The organism is Dongia sp., assembly GCF_041905885.1.
Taxonomy (GTDB): domain Bacteria; phylum Pseudomonadota; class Alphaproteobacteria; order Dongiales; family Dongiaceae; genus Dongia.
On the sequence record NZ_JAYRKD010000028.1, the window covers coordinates 64,974 to 80,335 of the forward strand.

Genomic DNA, 15,362 nt, shown 5'->3' on the forward strand with positions numbered 1-15,362 from the left:
CGTACTGCTTTGGAGAGCAAAATGAGATTTGGGGATTGCATTGCACCTTTATTGCCATGGATGGTGGCTATCGGCTGCGTCACAGCCTGAACTTTCGCCCTGACGACGAGGTCGTGCCCGGGGTCCCATTTGGTTGCCCTCAGTACGTACCCACGCCAGCCTTTTGGGTGGCGCTGGCTGAGACGGAAGATCTGGACGAGTATAGCTTCACAACTCCCCCCGAGACTTCCCTCGCCGAAGAGATAGCCTTTTGCATCCTGGGCGGATACGGCGTCAAGATGGAGGTCAATTGCGCTGTATGGCGTGAACTAAGAGACGCCGGCGTATTCTCGTCTGCAAGAAATCAATCCCCTCGCAATATTGAGTTGCTACTGAGGCGCCCTATAACGGTCAACGGCCGAAGGATGCGTTATCGGTTTCCACGGCAGCGTGCATGCAGGTTGTCGAGTGCGCTAAAGGCTATTCGGGGAGAGACTCTTCCTTTGAATGAACCGTTGCCACTTCGCGCGGCACTCATGAAGCTTCCAGGGATCGGGCCTAAGACCGCGTCTTGGATTGTGAGAAACTGGACCGGATCGAATGAGGTTGCAATCCTTGACGTACACATCGTTCGCGCAGGTCAGATTATGGGTTTGTTTCCGCCGCACGTACGGCTCCCAATTGACTATCAAGCTCTTGAGTTCCGATTCTTGGATTTCGCCAGAGCTATCCAAGTACCTGCATCGCTTCTCGATGCACTGATTTGGAGAGAAATGCGGATTCTAGGGCGGCGGCGCAAATGATCGTTGCTGGCGGAATATATAGAGAGGAATGCTTAGTACCTGAGTGGTCACGCATCTTCGGTTCAGGTGGTCGCGCAGCTGTTGCTGCGTCTGGTCTCGTAGATAAGGTTGACCTGCACTCCTACGCCTGCGGTGAATGGATCGAGGATGTCCGCCGTTCGTTCGAAGGCCTTGGGATTGGAGCTGATCTGACACAGATAGAACCGGACATATGTTTTAGATACTTGCATCCACTTTCTCGGCCCGATCTTTCGCCCACTCCAGTACCTAAAGCAAACTCAATTAGAGCGGAAGCTAGCGCTGTTCTGCGCTTTGGCTTTGCTGAAGGAGACGCAATCGTCAATGCGGACCGTGCGGTCTATGATCCACAACACTGGACCGAAGTGCTGAATTTTCATCGAAATGGCTCGACCGCTCGCGAGCTTGCGATCGTCCTGAATGAAACAGAATTGCGACAGACTACTGGTCAGGAGGGTAGCGCTGCGATTCAAACTCTAACTGAGCAAAGTCAAGCGGCGATTGTCGTCGTGAAGAGAGGCCCATTTGGCGCCACAGTCGCATACGGTGGCGAAGAGTTTCAGATTCCAGCTTTCAAATCCGAGTCCATCTTCAAGATCGGATCTGGAGACGTGTTCAGCGCCGTTTTCGCTTGTCTATGGGCAGAGCACAACGCCAATCCGGTCGAAGCCGCTCACAGTGCCTCAAAGGCAGTCTCAGCTTATGTAAGCAGCAAAGATGCTCGAATTGACAAGAGTCTTAGGCCTTCTGGCCCGCCCGTAATTGCAAGAGGGACGATCGGGCCAATCTACCTCGCAGGGCCATTCTTCAGCCTTAGCCAACGGTGGCTTATTGAAGAAACATTGTCAGTCCTCTCGGATATGGGTGCGACAGTCTTCTCTCCTCTGCATGACGTTGGAAAAGGAGGCAGCGTTCATCACATAGCCCAGCATGATCTCGATGGATTAAGAGAGAGCCGCGCCGTCCTCGCGATGATTGATGGAGAAGATCCTGGCACTCTGTTTGAAGTCGGCTATGCAAGAAGCCGCAATATTCCGGTTGTCGCATTCGTGGAATCCAGTGCCATCGAGAATTTAACGATGCTAGAGGGGTCCGGCTGCCATATAGCGCGAGATTATTGTGCCGCCATCTATCACTCGATTTGGGCAGCAGCCGAATGAATGTTCTGCTTCTATCAGGGGGCCTGGATTCTTCCGCGCTCGCGGTAGGAATTCGACCCGCGCTATGCTTGACCATTGACTACGGTCAGCGCGCCGCAGCAGGGGAAATCGCTGCATCGGAAGCTTTGTGCAAAGAACTCGAATTGCAGCATCGGCTCATTCGGGTGGATTTGTCTCATCTTGGCTCTGGCGACATGGCCACTCGGTCTGCCTCTGCTTCCACGTCGTCTGCTTCCGAATTCTGGCCGTTTCGCAACCAGATGCTGATAACTCTCGCCGGTATGTTTCTACTCCCAGAAGGTATAGACGAGATTATCATTGGCTCCGTTGCCAAAGACAGGCATGCCGATGGTCGCGGTCCATTCTTGCGCGCGATCGATCGTCTAATGCGGCTGCAAGAAGGCAATATTCGGGTAAGCGCCCCCGCAGCTAGAATAAGCACTGTTGATCTACTGAAGAACGTCAACTTTCCTCGCGAATTAGCGGGCATCACATTCTCTTGCCATGTTCATAAGTATGCATGCGGCTCCTGCAATGGATGCAGGAAACATCGAACTGTTATTGAGGATGTCTATGGAGAATCAGGAAGGTTGAGATGAGGAGGGCTGGATGGCAGGTGCAATAGAAGACAAGCGCAAGAAGCGACAGCCAACCCGGAGATCGCCAAGCAATCCAGACGATCCGTGCGATCTACACTTTATCGTCGATCTCGTTGGAGTACAGATCGCAATCATTCCAACCATCCACATGGGCGCCACTTTGCAGGTGGCAGTTAGCACACTAGGAGAAGCAAGGAGCGTCGTGTGCGTCACGAAGGAGGGCGCAATTCTGGGATCGCTTGCTGCCTTCCGTGGTCTGGCCCAGTTGATCAATTGCTTAGAGCAGGGTGTCAAATTCGTTGCCGCGGTGCAGTCAGTGTCACCTACCCATTGTACAGTTTCCGTTTATAGGGTGAGCCAGTGATCATTGTCGGTGGCTCATATTTGGAGCGCTGCTTTTCACCGTATTGGGATCGGTTATTTGGTTCCGGCTTACGGGCCGCACTCGCTGTAAGCGCAATATCACAGAAGTGCGAACTCCACACCTATGCTCCACCTGGATACACTGATGATATCCGAGCGACCTTGGTCAGCATGAATGTTCAAGCGCACCTGTTTCCTAGCAATTGGGAGGGCTCATTTGAGTGGTTGCAGCCATTCCATTTGCTGAGCATGAAGGAACCACCAACTGACAAAGAGCAGATGATCGAGGTTTCAAGCGACGTTATCTTACGCTTCGGACTGCTAGAAGGAGATGCTCGCGTGAAGGGCAAGCGGGTGATCTATGACCCGCAATCGGAAGAGCCGAAGGCGTTCTGGGACAATGGATCTTCGGCTGAGGAACTCGCGCTCATTCTGACTCCGGAAGAACTAGTCAGGACAGTGTTTCCGGATAGTCCGGACTGGAGCGGAGATCAGATTGACCGGGCGATCGTTGAGCTCTTTCAGGCAAGGCGCCCAGGATCTTTGGTCGTTGTGCTTAAGGACGACGACAGACTTGGTGGCGCCTCTTTGTATCTTGGTGAAGAAGGACGTCGATTGCCTACATACGCGGCAAATGGTTTCTTTCGTATCGGTGCCGGTGACGTCTTCGCATCAGCATTTGCTTATGCTTGGGGAGAACGGCAGCTTTCCCCATGGGATTCTGCGGACTATGCAGCGAAGTGCGTTGCATACTACCTTGACGGAGCGAGGCTTCCACTTCCTCCGCCGGAAGTGATTCCAACACCCAAAATTGGCAGAGAGCTTCCTTCGGAGGTTCGACTTGTCGGCCGCGATACAGCGGAGATCGGAGCGCTGCTCCTCTATACGGAAGGGTGGCTGCGTGAGCATTTTGCTTGTACGCCTGTGCTAGAACTCTTCGAGTCGAGGCCAGCGCCAGGCAAGAAAATTCCAACCTTGCTATTGGCAGATTCACTCACGTCTTTAGACACCATCATGAACCTTTCCGAGCAAGCTGAAAGTGATGGACCAAATGTTGTGTATTGGCCGCGCTACGTAAGTCGCTCCGAGAGAGAGATGTCTCCGAGACTGCGCATTACTGACGACTACGCGTCTGCTCTTTATCAGGTCCTCCGTGGTGCGATCAGATGAAGCCTCCAAACAAGCTTTTCAGAGTAAGGCGACAAAGAATCGAAGACGGCACTCGCCCTCCACTCGGTGAACGCTCCCCTACAAAGGCAATCCAGGCTGTCGAAGAAGAGTATGTAAGGTGGCGTGAGTTCCTCGACTTTGTTGAAGAACGGAAGCATACGCGGTGGGTATTCCGGGGATGCGGCTCTCTGCTGCACAAATGCCAACCAAGTGCCGGTCGAGGTCCTCAATATGAGCTCCTCTACGAAGTCCGCGTCTTTCGCTCGTTTCAACAGTCAGCTGGACTCTTCATTGATATTGTTCCGACTAACGACTGGGATTGGCTAGCGCTAGCCCAACATCACGGCGTACCTACCAGACTCCTTGATTGGACAACCAATCCCTTGGTAGCTGCATTTTTCGCAGTTTCTAGCGGCAAACCCGAAGAGCCAGCTGTGATCTATGCACATCGAATCCTTGATACTGAGATCATTGATCAAGCTAAGCGACCAGATCCCTTCAGTATTACTGACGTTGGCTTTCTCTTTCCCTCTCGCACGGTGCGACGAATCGTGAGTCAGCGCGGATTGTTCTCGGCCCACCCGCGACCAAGCGATGCTTGGGCTCCACCCGGATTCGAGAAGCACAAGTTTGTTATTGCAGCTGAACTGCGTGCGCGCTTTCGACGCAGATTGTTCTCTCTTGGAATTGACGATAGCCACATTTGGGCCGATTTGGATGGCCTGTGCTCAACTTTAAAGTGGCAATACGAAACGCGTATTGGCATCGGCCTCCCATCGCTTGGATAATCCATCAATGAGCAAGCCTGACAACCCAGATGTCGAACAGACGCGTCGCTTAATTGCCGAGGCCGTCAGAGCGATGGACGTCTCAGAAACTGACGCGTGGACTGATTTGGCTGTGATTTCCTACAATACGATTGTCGACACGATCGAAGTCTTTGAAGACGAAATTGTTTGCGACGGTGCCCGATTTAGAGGGCCCATTGTCTGGCACGTCACTCTCACCTATGGGCAAGGGGATGACGAATTTACATCCTCCGACAGCTTTCCCGGCACATTTGAAGGGGAAATGAGAAACAATGCTGCCGTCGTTGAAAAGATGACAGCTGACGTATCATCGTTCTACGAGTGAATGTTTCGTTGAACAGTGCTCACCCGAACTTATTGTTCTTCGGGAACCCGTTCGGCGGCAGTCTGCCGGCCTGGGCGCGTTGGCCGATCCAGTCGCCGAGCGCCGTCTCTGTCCGCGTCTTTTCGCCGAGCTTCCAGGTCAGGCCCTCTTTGCGCACATAGGCGCGGGCGTCGCTCAGGCCGCCGTCCTTGTACTTCTGCAAGGTCACGCCGCGGCCGCGGTTCATCTCCGGGACTTCTTCCAGCTTGAACAGCAGCAGCTTGCGGTTCTCGCCGATCACCGCGAGCATGTCGGCGCCTTCCGGCACCAAGGTGGCGACCACCGCTTCCACACCTTCCGGCACGCTGAGCACCTGCTTGCCGTTCTTGGTCTGGGCGACCACTTCGTCGGTCGGCACGACGAAGCCGCGGCCGTCGTGGCCGGCGACCAGGAGTTTCTGGCCGGGCTTGTAGATCATCATCGTGACGATGTCGTGCTCGTTGGCGAGGTCGATCCAGAGGCGGACCGGCTCCCCGAAGCCGCGGCCGCCGGGGAGCTTGTCGCAACCGATCGTATAGAATTTCCCGTTGGTGGCGAAGATCAGCAGCTTGTCGGTGGTTTCGGCGCGGAGCTCGAAACGGCCGCGGTCGCCTTCCTTGTATTTGGCTTCCGCCGAGACCTCGGGCTCGACATGGCCCTTCATCGCGCGGATCCAGCCCTTCTGCGAGCAGAGGATGGTGATCGGCTCGCGCTCGATCATCACCTCCAGCGGGATGATCTCCGCCGAGGGCGCGTCGCCGAAATCGGTGCGGCGGCGGCCGAGCTCGGTCTTCGGGCCGTAGAGGGCCTTCAGCTCCTTCACCTCCTCGCCGATCTTGTCCCATTGCAGCTCCTCGGACTTGAGGAGCGCGTTGAGGTCCTTCTTCTCGGCGGTGAGCTTCTTGTGCTCGCCCTTGATCTCGATCTCTTCCAGGCGGCGCAAGGCCCGCAAGCGCATGTTGAGGATGGATTCGGCCTGGAGGTCGGTCAGCTTCCACTTCTTCATCATCACCGGCTTCGGCTCGTCCTCGTGCCGGATGATGCGGATGACTTCGTCGATGTTGAGATAGGCGACCAGGTAGCCTTCGAGGATCTCGAGGCGGCGGTCGATCTCGGCGAGGCGGAACTTGCTTCGACGTTGAAGCACTTCGCGGCGGTGGTCGAGATAGGCCTTCAGGACCTCGTTCAAGGCCATGACGCGCGGGATCTGGTGGCCGTCCAGCACGTTCATGTTGAGGCCGAAGCGGGTCTCGAGGTCGGTGGAGCGGTAGAGCTGCTCCATCAGGTGCTCGGCTTCGATGTTGCGCGACTTCGGCGTCAGCACGATGCGGACGTCGGTGGTGCTCTCGTCGTTGATGTCCTCGAGGAAGGGCAGCTTCTTCTCGTTCAAGAGCTCGGCGATGCGTTCGATCAGCTTCGACTTCGCGACCTGGTAGGGGATCTCGGTGACGACGATCTGGTAGGCGCCGCCCTTGAGCTCCTCCTTCTCCCACTTGGCGCGGATGCGGAAGGAGCCGCGGCCGGTCCGGTAGGCCTCGACGATGGTCTCGCGGGATTCGACTACGATGCCGCCGGTCGGGAAGTCGGGGCCCTTGATGAAGTCCACCAGCTTGTCGACCCGGGCGTTGGGGAATTTCAGGAGGTGGCTGAGCGCGTCGCAGATCTCGGCGACGTTGTGCGGCGGGATGTTGGTCGCCATGCCGACCGCGATGCCGGTGGCGCCGTTCGCCAGCAGGTTCGGGAAGGCGGCGGGGAGGACGGCGGGCTCGCTCTCGGTGCCGTCGTAGTTGGGGCGGAAGTCGACGGTGTCCTCGTCCAAGCCGTCCAGCATCAAGGCCGCGGCCTCGGTGAGGCGGGCCTCGGTGTAGCGCATGGCGGCGGGGTTATCGCCGTCGATCGAGCCGAAATTGCCCTGGCCGTCGACCATCGGGTAGCGCACGGCGAAATCCTGCGCCAGGCGCGCCATCGCGTCGTAGATCGCGCTGTCGCCATGCGGATGGTATTTGCCCATGACGTCGCCGACCACGCGGGCCGACTTCTTGTAGGCGGTGCCGGGGTTGAGCCGCATGATGCTCATGCCGTAGAGGATGCGGCGATGCACCGGCTTCAACCCGTCGCGCACGTCCGGGAGCGAGCGCGAGGTGATGGTCGAGAGCGCGTAGGAGAGATAGCGCTGGCCCAGCGCGTCGGCGAGGTTGGTCGGCTTGATCCCTTCGTTGGGATCGCGTTTCGGGGCTTCGGCGCGGGGTCTTCTGGCCATTAGTACTCACGACTCGGGGATAAGCGGGCGGGATTCCGGCCTATGGATAGGCCCTCCCCGCCGCCGGTCAAGTCTTGAGATTTATCAATGGTTTCGGGTGATTACGCGCGGCAGCGCCGCGGGCGCCGCCATCCCGGGCGCAGCGCCTGGCGGGATGACGGCGACGCCGGTGGCAAAGGCCCGGCTACATCTCCGCGTTGCGGAAGGCGTAGGGGCCGGCGTTGGGGTGCAGCGTGCCGGTGCAGTATTCCGGATTCTCGAAGCCGTTGCCGGTGCAGTTGTTCATCTCGGTGCAGGCGCCGAGCAAGCCCAGGGTCAGGAGGGCGGCGAGAGAAAGCATCTTGCGCATGGATCTGTCCGTTTCTTGTCGTTGCGGGAAGTCGGGGACGATTCCCAGAACCGAAAACGGGGCCGCGCGTTCCCTGGTCGCGGGGAATTTACACCCGGAGAGGCGACAAAAAGCTTTCCTTCCCGGGGCAAAACCTGAGAATGCGGGCCACATCCGCAATTGCCCGAGGGCCTCTATGGATCGCCGGCTTGTTCTGTTCCTTACCGTCCTGTCGTTGTGGGCAATGCCCGCCGCGGCACAGAACAATGCGGCGCTGGCCTGGCAGCAGATCCGCGACGGCGCCTATGGCAAATGCATGGCCGATGCCCGCTTCGGCGCCGGCACGGAACTGCAGGAGAATTGCAGCTGCTCGGCCGACGTGGTGATGAGCCTGATCTCCGACGACTTCAAACAGGCGATCGCCACCGGCACCCAGGCGAGCTTCAAGGGACCGAAGCTGAAGGTCGACGCCGCGGGATTCAACGCGGCGCTGGTGCAGACCTGCCCGAAGCTCGGGGCTTATATCCAGTAGGCGTCAGAAGCGGTCGATCGCGAAGGGTTTCAGGTCGAGGCCGGATTCTCTGCCCGCGACCAGGTCGGCGACGATCTTGCCGGTGACCGGGCCGAGCGTCAGGCCGAGATGGCCGTGGCCGTAGGCGAACCAGGTGTTGGCGTAGCGGCGGCCCTGTGAGATGACGGGCAAGGAATCCGGCATCGAGGGTCGGAAGCCCATCCAGTTGCTGCGGCCCTCCTCGTTCAACTCGCCGAACATGCGGCGGCCGTGCTTCATCAGGATCTCGGCGCGGTCGTAGTTCGGCGCGGCGTCGAGGCCGCCCAGCTCCACCGTGCCGGCGAAGCGCAGGCCGACTTCCAGCGGCGTCACCGCGAAAGAATGATCGCCGGAATAGAGCGGCATGCGCGGCATCTTCTGCGCGTTGGGCAAGGTCACGTGATAGCCGCGCTCGGTGTCGAGCGGCACCTTGTGGCCGAGCATGGCGGTCAATGCCTTCGACCAGGCGCCGGCGGCGACCACCACGCCGTCACAGGCGATGCTGCCGGTCTCGGTCTTGACGGCGGTCGGGCCGCGCTCGCCGATGTGGAAGCCGGTGACGCGGGCCTTCACGATGCTGCCGCCGTTCTCGGCGAAGACGCGGGCGGCCTCGCGCACCAGGCGGAAGTTGTCGAGGACGTAGGAATTCTCCGGGTAATAGACCGCGTGGCGGAAGATCGGCTGCAGCGAGGGCTCGAACTGGCGGATCTCCTCCTGCTTCATCACCTGGAAGGGGACGCCGCGGCGCTTCTGGAGGTCGAGGTCCCATTGGTAGGATTCGAACTTCTTGTCGCTCTCGAAGACGCCGAGCCAGCCGGTCTCCTTCAGTATGGAGGTCTCGTTGATGGCGCGGGCGAGGTCGCGGTGCACCGCGGTCGCCTGGAGCAGGATCGAGCGGAGTGCGATCGAGATCTCCTCAACCCGCTCCGGCTTGGAGGCGGCGACGAAGCGCAAAAGCCAGGGCGCGATCTTCGGCAGATAGGACCAGCGGATCGCCAGCGGCCCGAGCGGGTCCTTCAGATACTTCGGCACGTCCCACATCACGCCCGGGGTCGCGACCGGCGCGCAGGAATCGATCGCCAGCACCGCGGCGTTGCCCTTCGAGGTGCCCTCGCCCGGGTTGCGCTCGTCGATGAGCGTCACGCGCTTGCCGTCGCGCTGCAGGTGAAGCGCCGCGGAGACACCGACGATGCCGGCGCCGATCACGGCGATATGCTGTTCGGACATGGAACCCCTCAGGACTTGGATGCGGCCAGCCGGTCGATGAAGCGCGACCGCGCCTCCCAGCGCTTGTCGGTGATCGGGCCGTGCAGGACGTGGCGGTCGAGAAAATAGCCGGTCAGGCGCAATCCCGCCAGCAGGTCGCTGCGGTCGGGTTTGCCGTCCTTGAGGAGAAAGGCGGGGAGCGGCAGCAGGCGGTCGGCATAGCCCTGGCCGCCGGCGCGGCTGACCGCGCGGCCGGTCTTGGGGCTGACGAAAGCCAAGCCGTCGGCGTCGCCGGTCACCGCGCATTTCGAGAGATCGAGGCCGAAGCCGAGTGCGGTCAGCAGCGCCAGTTCCCAGCGCACGTAATCGGCCGGCCAGTTCGCATTCTCGCCGGTGATGGCGGCGATCAGGGTCGCGGTCGCCTGGTAGACGTCCTCATGCGGCTCGCGCTCGGGCAGCACCACGTCGGCGACGGCGCAGGCGGCGGCCAGGGCGGCGAGCTTCAACGGATCGTCGAGCAGGATCGCCGAGACGGCATCGACCGGCTCGGCGGTGAAGTTGCCGAGCTGCTCTTCCAATCGCGCGCGCCAGGTGACTTTCAGCCGGTTGCCGATCTCCAGCATCGGCCGCTGCCGCCGCGAGGTGCCGCCTTTGACCAGGCCGAGATGCCGGCCATGCTCGCGCGTGAGGACGGACAGCACGGCATTGGCCTCGCCGTGGCGGCGGGCGGAAAGCACGATCGCGTCGTCGGTGAAATCCATTTGGCCGTCAGTTGACGGTGGCTTTCGGCTGCTGCTGCAGGCGGTGCACCAGCACGGCGCCGGCCTTCACCAGCGGGCCGCCGACCGGGTCGCGGGCGATCGCGGCGAAGGGGCCTTCGCCGAAGCAGAGGCCGACCGGGGTCAGCAGGTTCAGGCGCACGTTGCCGCGCTCCGGCGGCGGCAGGCGCTTCTCGTTCCAGGGACCGATCTTCGGCAGGATCGCGCCGGCGGCATCCAGCACCGCGCCGATCTCGTCCTCGAGCTTCGGGTCCTCCGCCGGCCAGGTGGTGACCGCGCCGGCATGGTCGAGATAGAGCGCGCTGCCGTCGGCATAGACCGCGAGGATGTCGTGGCCGTTCTCGCCGTGGTCGGCGTGCGCCTCGATGATGACGCCGAGGATCTCGCGCTCGCCGGACCGGCCCTCGGGGCAGTTCAGCTCGCGCAAGGCGCTCCAGGCCTGGAGATAGTGCCGGCTGTCGAGGTCGGCCATCCGGGTGATCTCGAGCAGCGCGCGGCAGGCCTGCGCGATCTGGCCGGCGGCCTTGGCCTCGGCGGCGCGGGCGAAGGCGGCCCAGGACTCGCCTTCAAGCTTGTTGCCGTGCTGCGCCCAGTCGATGAGCGGCAGGTCGCCGAACAGCGTGTCGTAGAAAGCGGGGGTTTGCACGGCCTCGAGACTCCTCCTCGTCCATGGGAGGGAAGATAGCCGGTCTGTCGCGGCTTGGAAGCCGGGATTTAAGCCAGTATGTCGACCGCGGTCACCCGCCCCTCGCCTTCCGCCGCGGCGAATTTCGGCGGCGTGGTCTCGATCTTGGTATGGCCGTCGGCATAGGTGACGGTGGTGGTGGTCGAGCCGTCGGGATTGGTGACGGTGACCCGGCTGATGATGATGGTGGAGGCCGTGGGATCGTTGCGCTCGGCCGCCTGGCCGGGCCGCGCGGCCGGTGCCGCGGTGGCATTGAGCGCAGCACCAGCGCCGATCGCTTGGATGGTCATGGGCTCACCTCCTGCCAGTGAGCGTCCCCCAGGCTTGAGGATAGGCCCGGCTAGGCCTCCCAGTCCAGGCCCAGGGCGCGGAAGCGCTCGGGGTCGTCGGCCCAGTTCTCGCGGACCTTGACGAAGAGGAAGAGGTGGACCTTGCGCTCCATCATCTCCTCCATCTCGCGCTGCGCCGCCTCGCGGACCTGGCGGATGCGGTCGCCGCCCTTCCCCACCACGATGCCCTTCTGGCTGTCGCGGGCGACGAAGATGGTCTGCTGGATCTTGGCGCTGCCGTCCTTGAACTCCTCCCAGGAATCGGTCTCGACGGTGAGCGCATAGGGCAGTTCCTGCTGCAGCTGACGGAACAGCTGCTCGCGGGTGATCTCGGCGGCCAATGAACGCATTGGCGCGTCGGTGATCTGGTCGTCGGGATAGTGGTGCGGGCCTTCCGGCATGCGCTGCGCGAGGGCCTGCAGCAGATCGTCGAGGCCGTCGCCGGTCTCGGCCGAGATCATGAAGATGTCGGTGAAGACGCCTTCGGCATTGAGATTCGACGCCATCGTCAGCAGCTTTTCGCGCTTCACGATGTCGATCTTGTTCAGGACGAGGATCGCCTGGCGCTTCTGCTTCTTCAGCCCGGCGATGATGCCCAGCGTCTCCTCATCGACGGACTTCTGCGCCGCATCGACGATCAGCACCACCGCATCGGCATCGGCGGCGCCACCCCAGGCGGCGGCGACCATGGCGCGATCCAGGCGCCGGCGCGGCGCGAAGATGCCGGGCGTGTCGATGAGGATGATCTGCGTGGCGCCTTCGGTGACGATGCCGAGCACACGGCTGCGCGTGGTCTGCACCTTGGGGCTGACGATCGAGACCTTCTGCCCGACCGCGCGGTTGACCAGGGTGGACTTGCCGGCATTGGGCGCGCCGATGATGGCGACGAAACCGCAGCGAGATTTTGGCTCGGTCATGCGCCGACCCGATCCAGAAGACGTTTCGCCGCGGCCTGCTCCGCCGCGCGCTTGGAGCGGCCGCGGGCCGAGGCCGGCTCCTGGCCGGCGACGGTGACCTCGACCTCGAAGACGGGATCGTGCGGCGGGCCTTCGCTCTTCACCACGGTGTAGAGCGGCAGCGCCAGGCCCGCGGCCTGGGCCCATTCCTGCAGCGCGGTCTTGGCGTCCTGCGGCGGCTTCGCCTCGGCGTCCATCTTCGGGCGCCAGTGGCGCTCGACGAAGACCCGGGCGGTCCCCAACCCGCCGTCGAGATAGATGGCGCCGATCAGCGCCTCGCAGGCATCGGCGAGGATGGCGGGATTGGCGCGCCCGCCGCCCTCCTCCTCGCCGCGGGAGATGGTGAGATAGCGGCCGAGCGCGATCTCGCGCGCGACGGCGTCGAGGCTGTCCTGCTTCACCAGTGCCGCGAGGCGGCGCGCCAGCGCGCCCTCGTCTTCATCCGGGAAGGCGCGGAACAGCATCTCGGCGATGACGATGCCGAGCACGCGGTCGCCCAAAAATTCCAGGCGCTGGTTGTCGGCGCCGCGTTCGGCTTTCTTGCGCAGCTTGCCGCGACCGGTCGAGACCGCGCTGGGATGCATCAGGGCGACGCGCAGCAGCTCCGGGTCCTTGAAGCCGTAATCCAACGCCGCCATCAGGTCGCGCAGATCCGGCCCGGTCTCGCGTTTGGCTGTGCTCCCCCCTCCCGACATCCACCGAGACTCAGTCGATGAAGTTGAGGAGACGCTGCCAGCGGAGCGCGGTCACCCAGGTGAGCGGATTGGTGAGCTTGAACGTGTCGTCGTAGGACCAGAACAGGATCTTGGCCGGGCCGATCAGATTCTGCGCCGGCACGAAACCGACATCTTCCAGCAGCGCGGGATCCGAGATCTCGGTGGATTGGATTTTGGCCAGCACTTCCGGCGGCACCTTTCCGTCCGGCCCCAGGGAGATCGCGTATTTCCATGCGCCCGGGCGGCTGTCGTTCGAGTTGTCGCGATTGTCGCCCATCATGAAATAGTCGCCCTCAGGGACGATGTAGACCGGCGTGTTGTCCAATTCGCCGTTGTCGCCCTTGGTCTCGATGATGGTGTGGGTTACGCCGCCGGGCAGCGTCTCGATGTATTGCGGAACCGGCCGGTCGGTCTTGCCCTCGTTGTATTGGAAGTCGGCGATGCGCTCGCGCTTCACCGCTTCACCGTTGATGTAGAGCACGCCCTGCTTCATCTGGATGCGGTCGCCGGGCAGGCCGATCACACGCTTGATGAAATCGGTGTCGGGCTGTCCAGGCGGGCGGAACACCACGACTTCGCCGCGCTTCGGCGCGTCTTCCCAGACCCGGCCCTCGAACGGCGCCAGGCCCCAGGGGAAGGAATACTTGCTGTAGCCGTAGGCGGTCTTGGAGACGAACAGGTAATCGCCGATCAGCAGGGTCGGCATCATCGATCCGGACGGGATGTTGAACGGCTCGAAGGCGAAGGTCCGGACGAAGATCGCGATCACGATGGCCCAGAACAAGGTCTTGGCGAGCTCCCATGTTTCACGGAGGCTCCCGGACTCAGGCTTCGCCATAACTTGTTGTTTCCGTTCCGGTTTTTCCATGCGCCCTGGTTCCTGCGGCGGTCCGGCGGATCAAGCCATCCGACCGGTGGAAAGTCAAGCCGAGCGCGGTCAGCCGCCCGGCGGCGGGGACAGGGCCGCTTTGACAGGGTCACATGGCTCCAGTAGCTTGCCGGGCGACGGGGATGGAGTCCCCCGGGCGGCCGATCAAGAGCCGCCGAACCGCCGCAACCGGGTGTTGCGGCTGATGGCTCCTACCGGGCGAACGCACGGTGGGAGTCTGTCTGAAATTTCCCCCACCGGCTTGGTCCCTGCGCGATGTTTTCGCCGCCGGCGCATGCGGCTGGGTGAGAGGAGTCCTGAATGCTCTATGCGATCGTGTTCGTCGGCGCCGGGATCGGCGGCATGCTGCGCCATGGCGTGAACATGCTGGGCCCGCGGCTGGCCGGGGCGGATTTTCCTTACGCGACCATGACCATCAACATCGTGGGCTCATTGGCGATGGGGTTGATCGCCGGCTACTTCGCCTTCCGCGGCGGCGAGGGCCTGTTCGGGTCGATGAGCCAGCATTGGCGGCTCTTCCTCACCACCGGCGTGCTCGGCGGCTTCACCACCTTCTCCGCCTTCTCGCTGGATTTCGCGACGCTCTGGGAACGCGGCGCGATGGGCGGGGCCGCCTTCTATCTCGCCGCCTCGGTCCTGGGCTCGCTGGTCGCGATCTTCGCGGCGCTGGCGGCGGCGCGGGCGATCTGGGGCTGATCCCTGCCCCTTGGTCCAAATTGTGCCGCCCCGGCGGCGGTGCCAACGTCTCCCCATGCACGGCACCGCAACCGAGGGGGAAGAGATGCAGGATTTCCGCAAAGCCTTTCTGTCCGCGGCCATCGCGACCGCAATCGCCGCGGTCGCCGCTCCGGCTTCGGCGCAGATGCTGGCGCCGTGGTTCAAGGATTCCGTCGGCATGAGCGAAGAGGACATGGCGCAGATGAAAGGCGCGCTGAAGACGGCGGTGGACCAGAAGAAGGTCGGCGCCACCGCGGACTGGACCTCGTCCAGCGGCCGCGCCGGCCATGTCGAGATCCTGGAGCTGTTCGAGAAGAACGGCATGGAATGCCAGACCGTGAAGCACAGCTTCACCGCCGGCGGCGGCAAGACCTTCACCCTGCCGCTGTGCCAGGTCGAGGACGGGAGCTGGAAGATCGCGTTTTAGGGCGGTGGTACACGGGAGAGGCCTCAAGCTGCTGCAAGACCCTCACCTGTCCCTCTCCCTACGGGCGAGGGGACGCTGTGGCACAAGCCATTCTAACTCAGTGACACCGAAGACTCCGCCGCACTCCCTCGCCCGTAGGGAGAGGGTTGGGGTGAGCGACTGTCTTCGTCGTCAAGCGCTTTGCCATGATGTTTTGTCCCGGATCATTGCGTTGAGGATGGTGAGGAGTTTTCGCATGACCGCGACCAGGGCGAGTTTTTTGGCTTTGCCGGCCTG

At 61.9% G+C, this 15,362-nt stretch carries 18 protein-coding genes, 1 pseudogene and 1 riboswitch; of the genes and pseudogenes, 9 read left to right on the forward strand and 10 right to left on the reverse strand.

Annotated elements, in window-relative coordinates; genetic code table 11:
- The first annotated feature begins 56 nt into the window (after window positions 1-56).
- The 6 genes from ACH2CY_RS22790 to ACH2CY_RS22815 all read left to right on the forward strand — a co-directional run bounded on the left by ACH2CY_RS22790 (window position 57) and on the right by ACH2CY_RS22815 (window position 5,226).
- Window positions 57-782, forward strand: a complete 726-nt coding sequence (locus tag ACH2CY_RS22790) for a hypothetical protein (RefSeq protein ID WP_395021979.1) — start codon at window positions 57-59, stop codon at window positions 780-782.
- A complete protein-coding gene (locus ACH2CY_RS22795) occupies window positions 779-1,960 on the forward strand; it encodes a PfkB family carbohydrate kinase (RefSeq protein ID WP_395021954.1) in 1,182 nt (393 codons plus the stop codon). The genes ACH2CY_RS22790 and ACH2CY_RS22795 overlap by 4 nt, the downstream gene beginning before the upstream one ends.
- Window positions 1,957-2,559 carry a 7-cyano-7-deazaguanine synthase gene (locus tag ACH2CY_RS22800; protein WP_395021955.1) on the forward strand — a complete coding sequence of 201 codons (603 nt, stop codon included), beginning with the start codon at window positions 1,957-1,959 and terminating at the stop codon, window positions 2,557-2,559. The genes ACH2CY_RS22795 and ACH2CY_RS22800 overlap by 4 nt, the downstream gene beginning before the upstream one ends.
- Before the next feature lie 525 nt (window positions 2,560-3,084).
- Window positions 3,085-4,092, forward strand: coding sequence for a hypothetical protein (locus ACH2CY_RS22805; protein WP_395021956.1), 1,008 nt, complete (start codon window positions 3,085-3,087; stop codon window positions 4,090-4,092).
- A complete protein-coding gene (locus tag ACH2CY_RS22810) occupies window positions 4,089-4,880 on the forward strand; it encodes an FRG domain-containing protein (RefSeq protein ID WP_395021957.1) in 792 nt (263 codons plus the stop codon). Before ACH2CY_RS22805 ends, ACH2CY_RS22810 begins: the two co-directional genes overlap by 4 nt.
- 7 nt (window positions 4,881-4,887) lie before the next feature.
- Window positions 4,888-5,226, forward strand: a complete 339-nt coding sequence (locus tag ACH2CY_RS22815) for a hypothetical protein (RefSeq protein WP_395021960.1) — start codon at window positions 4,888-4,890, stop codon at window positions 5,224-5,226.
- 19 nt (window positions 5,227-5,245) lie between these two features.
- Here ACH2CY_RS22815 and parC read toward each other — a convergent pair whose 3' ends face one another.
- Both parC and ACH2CY_RS22825 read right to left on the reverse strand, forming a co-directional pair.
- Window positions 5,246-7,504 (reverse strand): DNA topoisomerase IV subunit A, encoded by a 2,259-nt coding sequence (gene parC / locus ACH2CY_RS22820; RefSeq protein WP_395021962.1) that lies wholly within the window; start codon window positions 7,502-7,504, stop codon window positions 5,246-5,248.
- 184 nt (window positions 7,505-7,688) lie between these two features.
- A complete protein-coding gene (locus ACH2CY_RS22825; protein ID WP_395021964.1) occupies window positions 7,689-7,853 on the reverse strand; it encodes a hypothetical protein in 165 nt (54 codons plus the stop codon).
- Window positions 7,854-8,076: 223 nt separating this feature from the next.
- On the opposite strand from ACH2CY_RS22825, the gene ACH2CY_RS22830 reads away from it, so the two are divergent.
- A complete protein-coding gene (locus tag ACH2CY_RS22830; RefSeq protein ID WP_395021965.1) occupies window positions 8,077-8,364 on the forward strand; it encodes a hypothetical protein in 288 nt (95 codons plus the stop codon).
- 3 nt (window positions 8,365-8,367) lie between these two features.
- Here ACH2CY_RS22830 and ACH2CY_RS22835 read toward each other — a convergent pair whose 3' ends face one another.
- The 7 genes from ACH2CY_RS22835 to lepB all read right to left on the reverse strand — a co-directional run bounded on the left by ACH2CY_RS22835 (window position 8,368) and on the right by lepB (window position 13,891).
- Entirely contained in the window at window positions 8,368-9,609 is a 1,242-nt protein-coding gene (locus ACH2CY_RS22835) for an NAD(P)/FAD-dependent oxidoreductase (protein WP_395021966.1), read from the reverse strand.
- A gap of 8 nt (window positions 9,610-9,617) precedes the next feature.
- On the reverse strand, window positions 9,618-10,349 hold the full coding sequence (gene recO, locus ACH2CY_RS22840) for a DNA repair protein RecO (RefSeq protein ID WP_395021967.1): 732 nt from the start codon (window positions 10,347-10,349) through the stop codon (window positions 9,618-9,620).
- Window positions 10,350-10,356: 7 nt separating this feature from the next.
- The gene (locus ACH2CY_RS22845; RefSeq protein WP_395021969.1) at window positions 10,357-11,013 is read right to left on the reverse strand and encodes a hypothetical protein; all 657 of its coding nucleotides are present in this window, start codon (window positions 11,011-11,013) and stop codon (window positions 10,357-10,359) included.
- A gap of 68 nt (window positions 11,014-11,081) precedes the next feature.
- Window positions 11,082-11,342, reverse strand: a complete 261-nt coding sequence (locus tag ACH2CY_RS22850; RefSeq protein ID WP_395021970.1) for a hypothetical protein — start codon at window positions 11,340-11,342, stop codon at window positions 11,082-11,084.
- 50 nt (window positions 11,343-11,392) lie between these two features.
- Window positions 11,393-12,298: a GTPase Era gene (gene era / locus ACH2CY_RS22855; protein WP_395021972.1), complete on the reverse strand. Its 906-nt coding sequence runs from the start codon at window positions 12,296-12,298 to the stop codon at window positions 11,393-11,395.
- Window positions 12,295-13,032 carry a ribonuclease III gene (gene rnc / locus ACH2CY_RS22860; RefSeq protein ID WP_395021973.1) on the reverse strand — a complete coding sequence of 246 codons (738 nt, stop codon included), beginning with the start codon at window positions 13,030-13,032 and terminating at the stop codon, window positions 12,295-12,297. Before rnc ends, era begins: the two co-directional genes overlap by 4 nt.
- Before the next feature lie 10 nt (window positions 13,033-13,042).
- The gene (gene lepB / locus ACH2CY_RS22865; RefSeq protein WP_395021974.1) at window positions 13,043-13,891 is read right to left on the reverse strand and encodes a signal peptidase I; all 849 of its coding nucleotides are present in this window, start codon (window positions 13,889-13,891) and stop codon (window positions 13,043-13,045) included.
- 160 nt (window positions 13,892-14,051) lie between these two features.
- A riboswitch (Fluoride riboswitch) is annotated at window positions 14,052-14,143 on the forward strand.
- 99 nt (window positions 14,144-14,242) lie between these two features.
- On the opposite strand from lepB, the gene crcB reads away from it, so the two are divergent.
- Together crcB and ACH2CY_RS22875 are read left to right on the forward strand one after the other, a co-directional pair.
- The gene (crcB, locus tag ACH2CY_RS22870) at window positions 14,243-14,638 is read left to right on the forward strand and encodes a fluoride efflux transporter CrcB (protein WP_395021975.1); all 396 of its coding nucleotides are present in this window, start codon (window positions 14,243-14,245) and stop codon (window positions 14,636-14,638) included.
- A gap of 85 nt (window positions 14,639-14,723) precedes the next feature.
- Window positions 14,724-15,086 carry a hypothetical protein gene (locus ACH2CY_RS22875; protein WP_395021977.1) on the forward strand — a complete coding sequence of 121 codons (363 nt, stop codon included), beginning with the start codon at window positions 14,724-14,726 and terminating at the stop codon, window positions 15,084-15,086.
- A gap of 171 nt (window positions 15,087-15,257) precedes the next feature.
- Here the strand turns inward: ACH2CY_RS22875 and ACH2CY_RS22880 are convergent.
- A pseudogene (locus ACH2CY_RS22880) lies at window positions 15,258-15,362 on the reverse strand (IS110 family transposase); the annotation flags it as partial.

Bases quoted from the DNA above. Each gene is read 5' to 3' on its own strand.
- ACH2CY_RS22790 (WP_395021979.1), top strand. From the start codon at position 57: ATGGATGGTGGCTATCGGCTGCGTCACAGCCTGAACTTTCGCCCTGAC.
- ACH2CY_RS22795 (WP_395021954.1), top strand. From the start codon at position 779: ATGATCGTTGCTGGCGGAATATATAGAGAGGAATGCTTAGTACCTGAG.
- ACH2CY_RS22800 (WP_395021955.1), top strand. From the start codon at position 1,957: ATGAATGTTCTGCTTCTATCAGGGGGCCTGGATTCTTCCGCGCTCGCG.
- ACH2CY_RS22810 (WP_395021957.1), top strand. From the start codon at position 4,089: ATGAAGCCTCCAAACAAGCTTTTCAGAGTAAGGCGACAAAGAATCGAA.
- ACH2CY_RS22815 (WP_395021960.1), top strand. From the start codon at position 4,888: ATGAGCAAGCCTGACAACCCAGATGTCGAACAGACGCGTCGCTTAATT.
- parC (WP_395021962.1), bottom strand. From the start codon at position 7,504: ATGGCCAGAAGACCCCGCGCCGAAGCCCCGAAACGCGATCCCAACGAA.
- ACH2CY_RS22825 (WP_395021964.1), bottom strand. From the start codon at position 7,853: ATGCGCAAGATGCTTTCTCTCGCCGCCCTCCTGACCCTGGGCTTGCTC.
- ACH2CY_RS22830 (WP_395021965.1), top strand. From the start codon at position 8,077: ATGCCCGCCGCGGCACAGAACAATGCGGCGCTGGCCTGGCAGCAGATC.
- ACH2CY_RS22835 (WP_395021966.1), bottom strand. From the start codon at position 9,609: ATGTCCGAACAGCATATCGCCGTGATCGGCGCCGGCATCGTCGGTGTC.
- recO (WP_395021967.1), bottom strand. From the start codon at position 10,349: ATGGATTTCACCGACGACGCGATCGTGCTTTCCGCCCGCCGCCACGGC.
- ACH2CY_RS22850 (WP_395021970.1), bottom strand. From the start codon at position 11,342: ATGACCATCCAAGCGATCGGCGCTGGTGCTGCGCTCAATGCCACCGCG.
- era (WP_395021972.1), bottom strand. From the start codon at position 12,298: ATGACCGAGCCAAAATCTCGCTGCGGTTTCGTCGCCATCATCGGCGCG.
- rnc (WP_395021973.1), bottom strand. From the start codon at position 13,032: ATGTCGGGAGGGGGGAGCACAGCCAAACGCGAGACCGGGCCGGATCTG.
- lepB (WP_395021974.1), bottom strand. From the start codon at position 13,891: ATGGCGAAGCCTGAGTCCGGGAGCCTCCGTGAAACATGGGAGCTCGCC.
- crcB (WP_395021975.1), top strand. From the start codon at position 14,243: ATGCTCTATGCGATCGTGTTCGTCGGCGCCGGGATCGGCGGCATGCTG.
- ACH2CY_RS22875 (WP_395021977.1), top strand. From the start codon at position 14,724: ATGCAGGATTTCCGCAAAGCCTTTCTGTCCGCGGCCATCGCGACCGCA.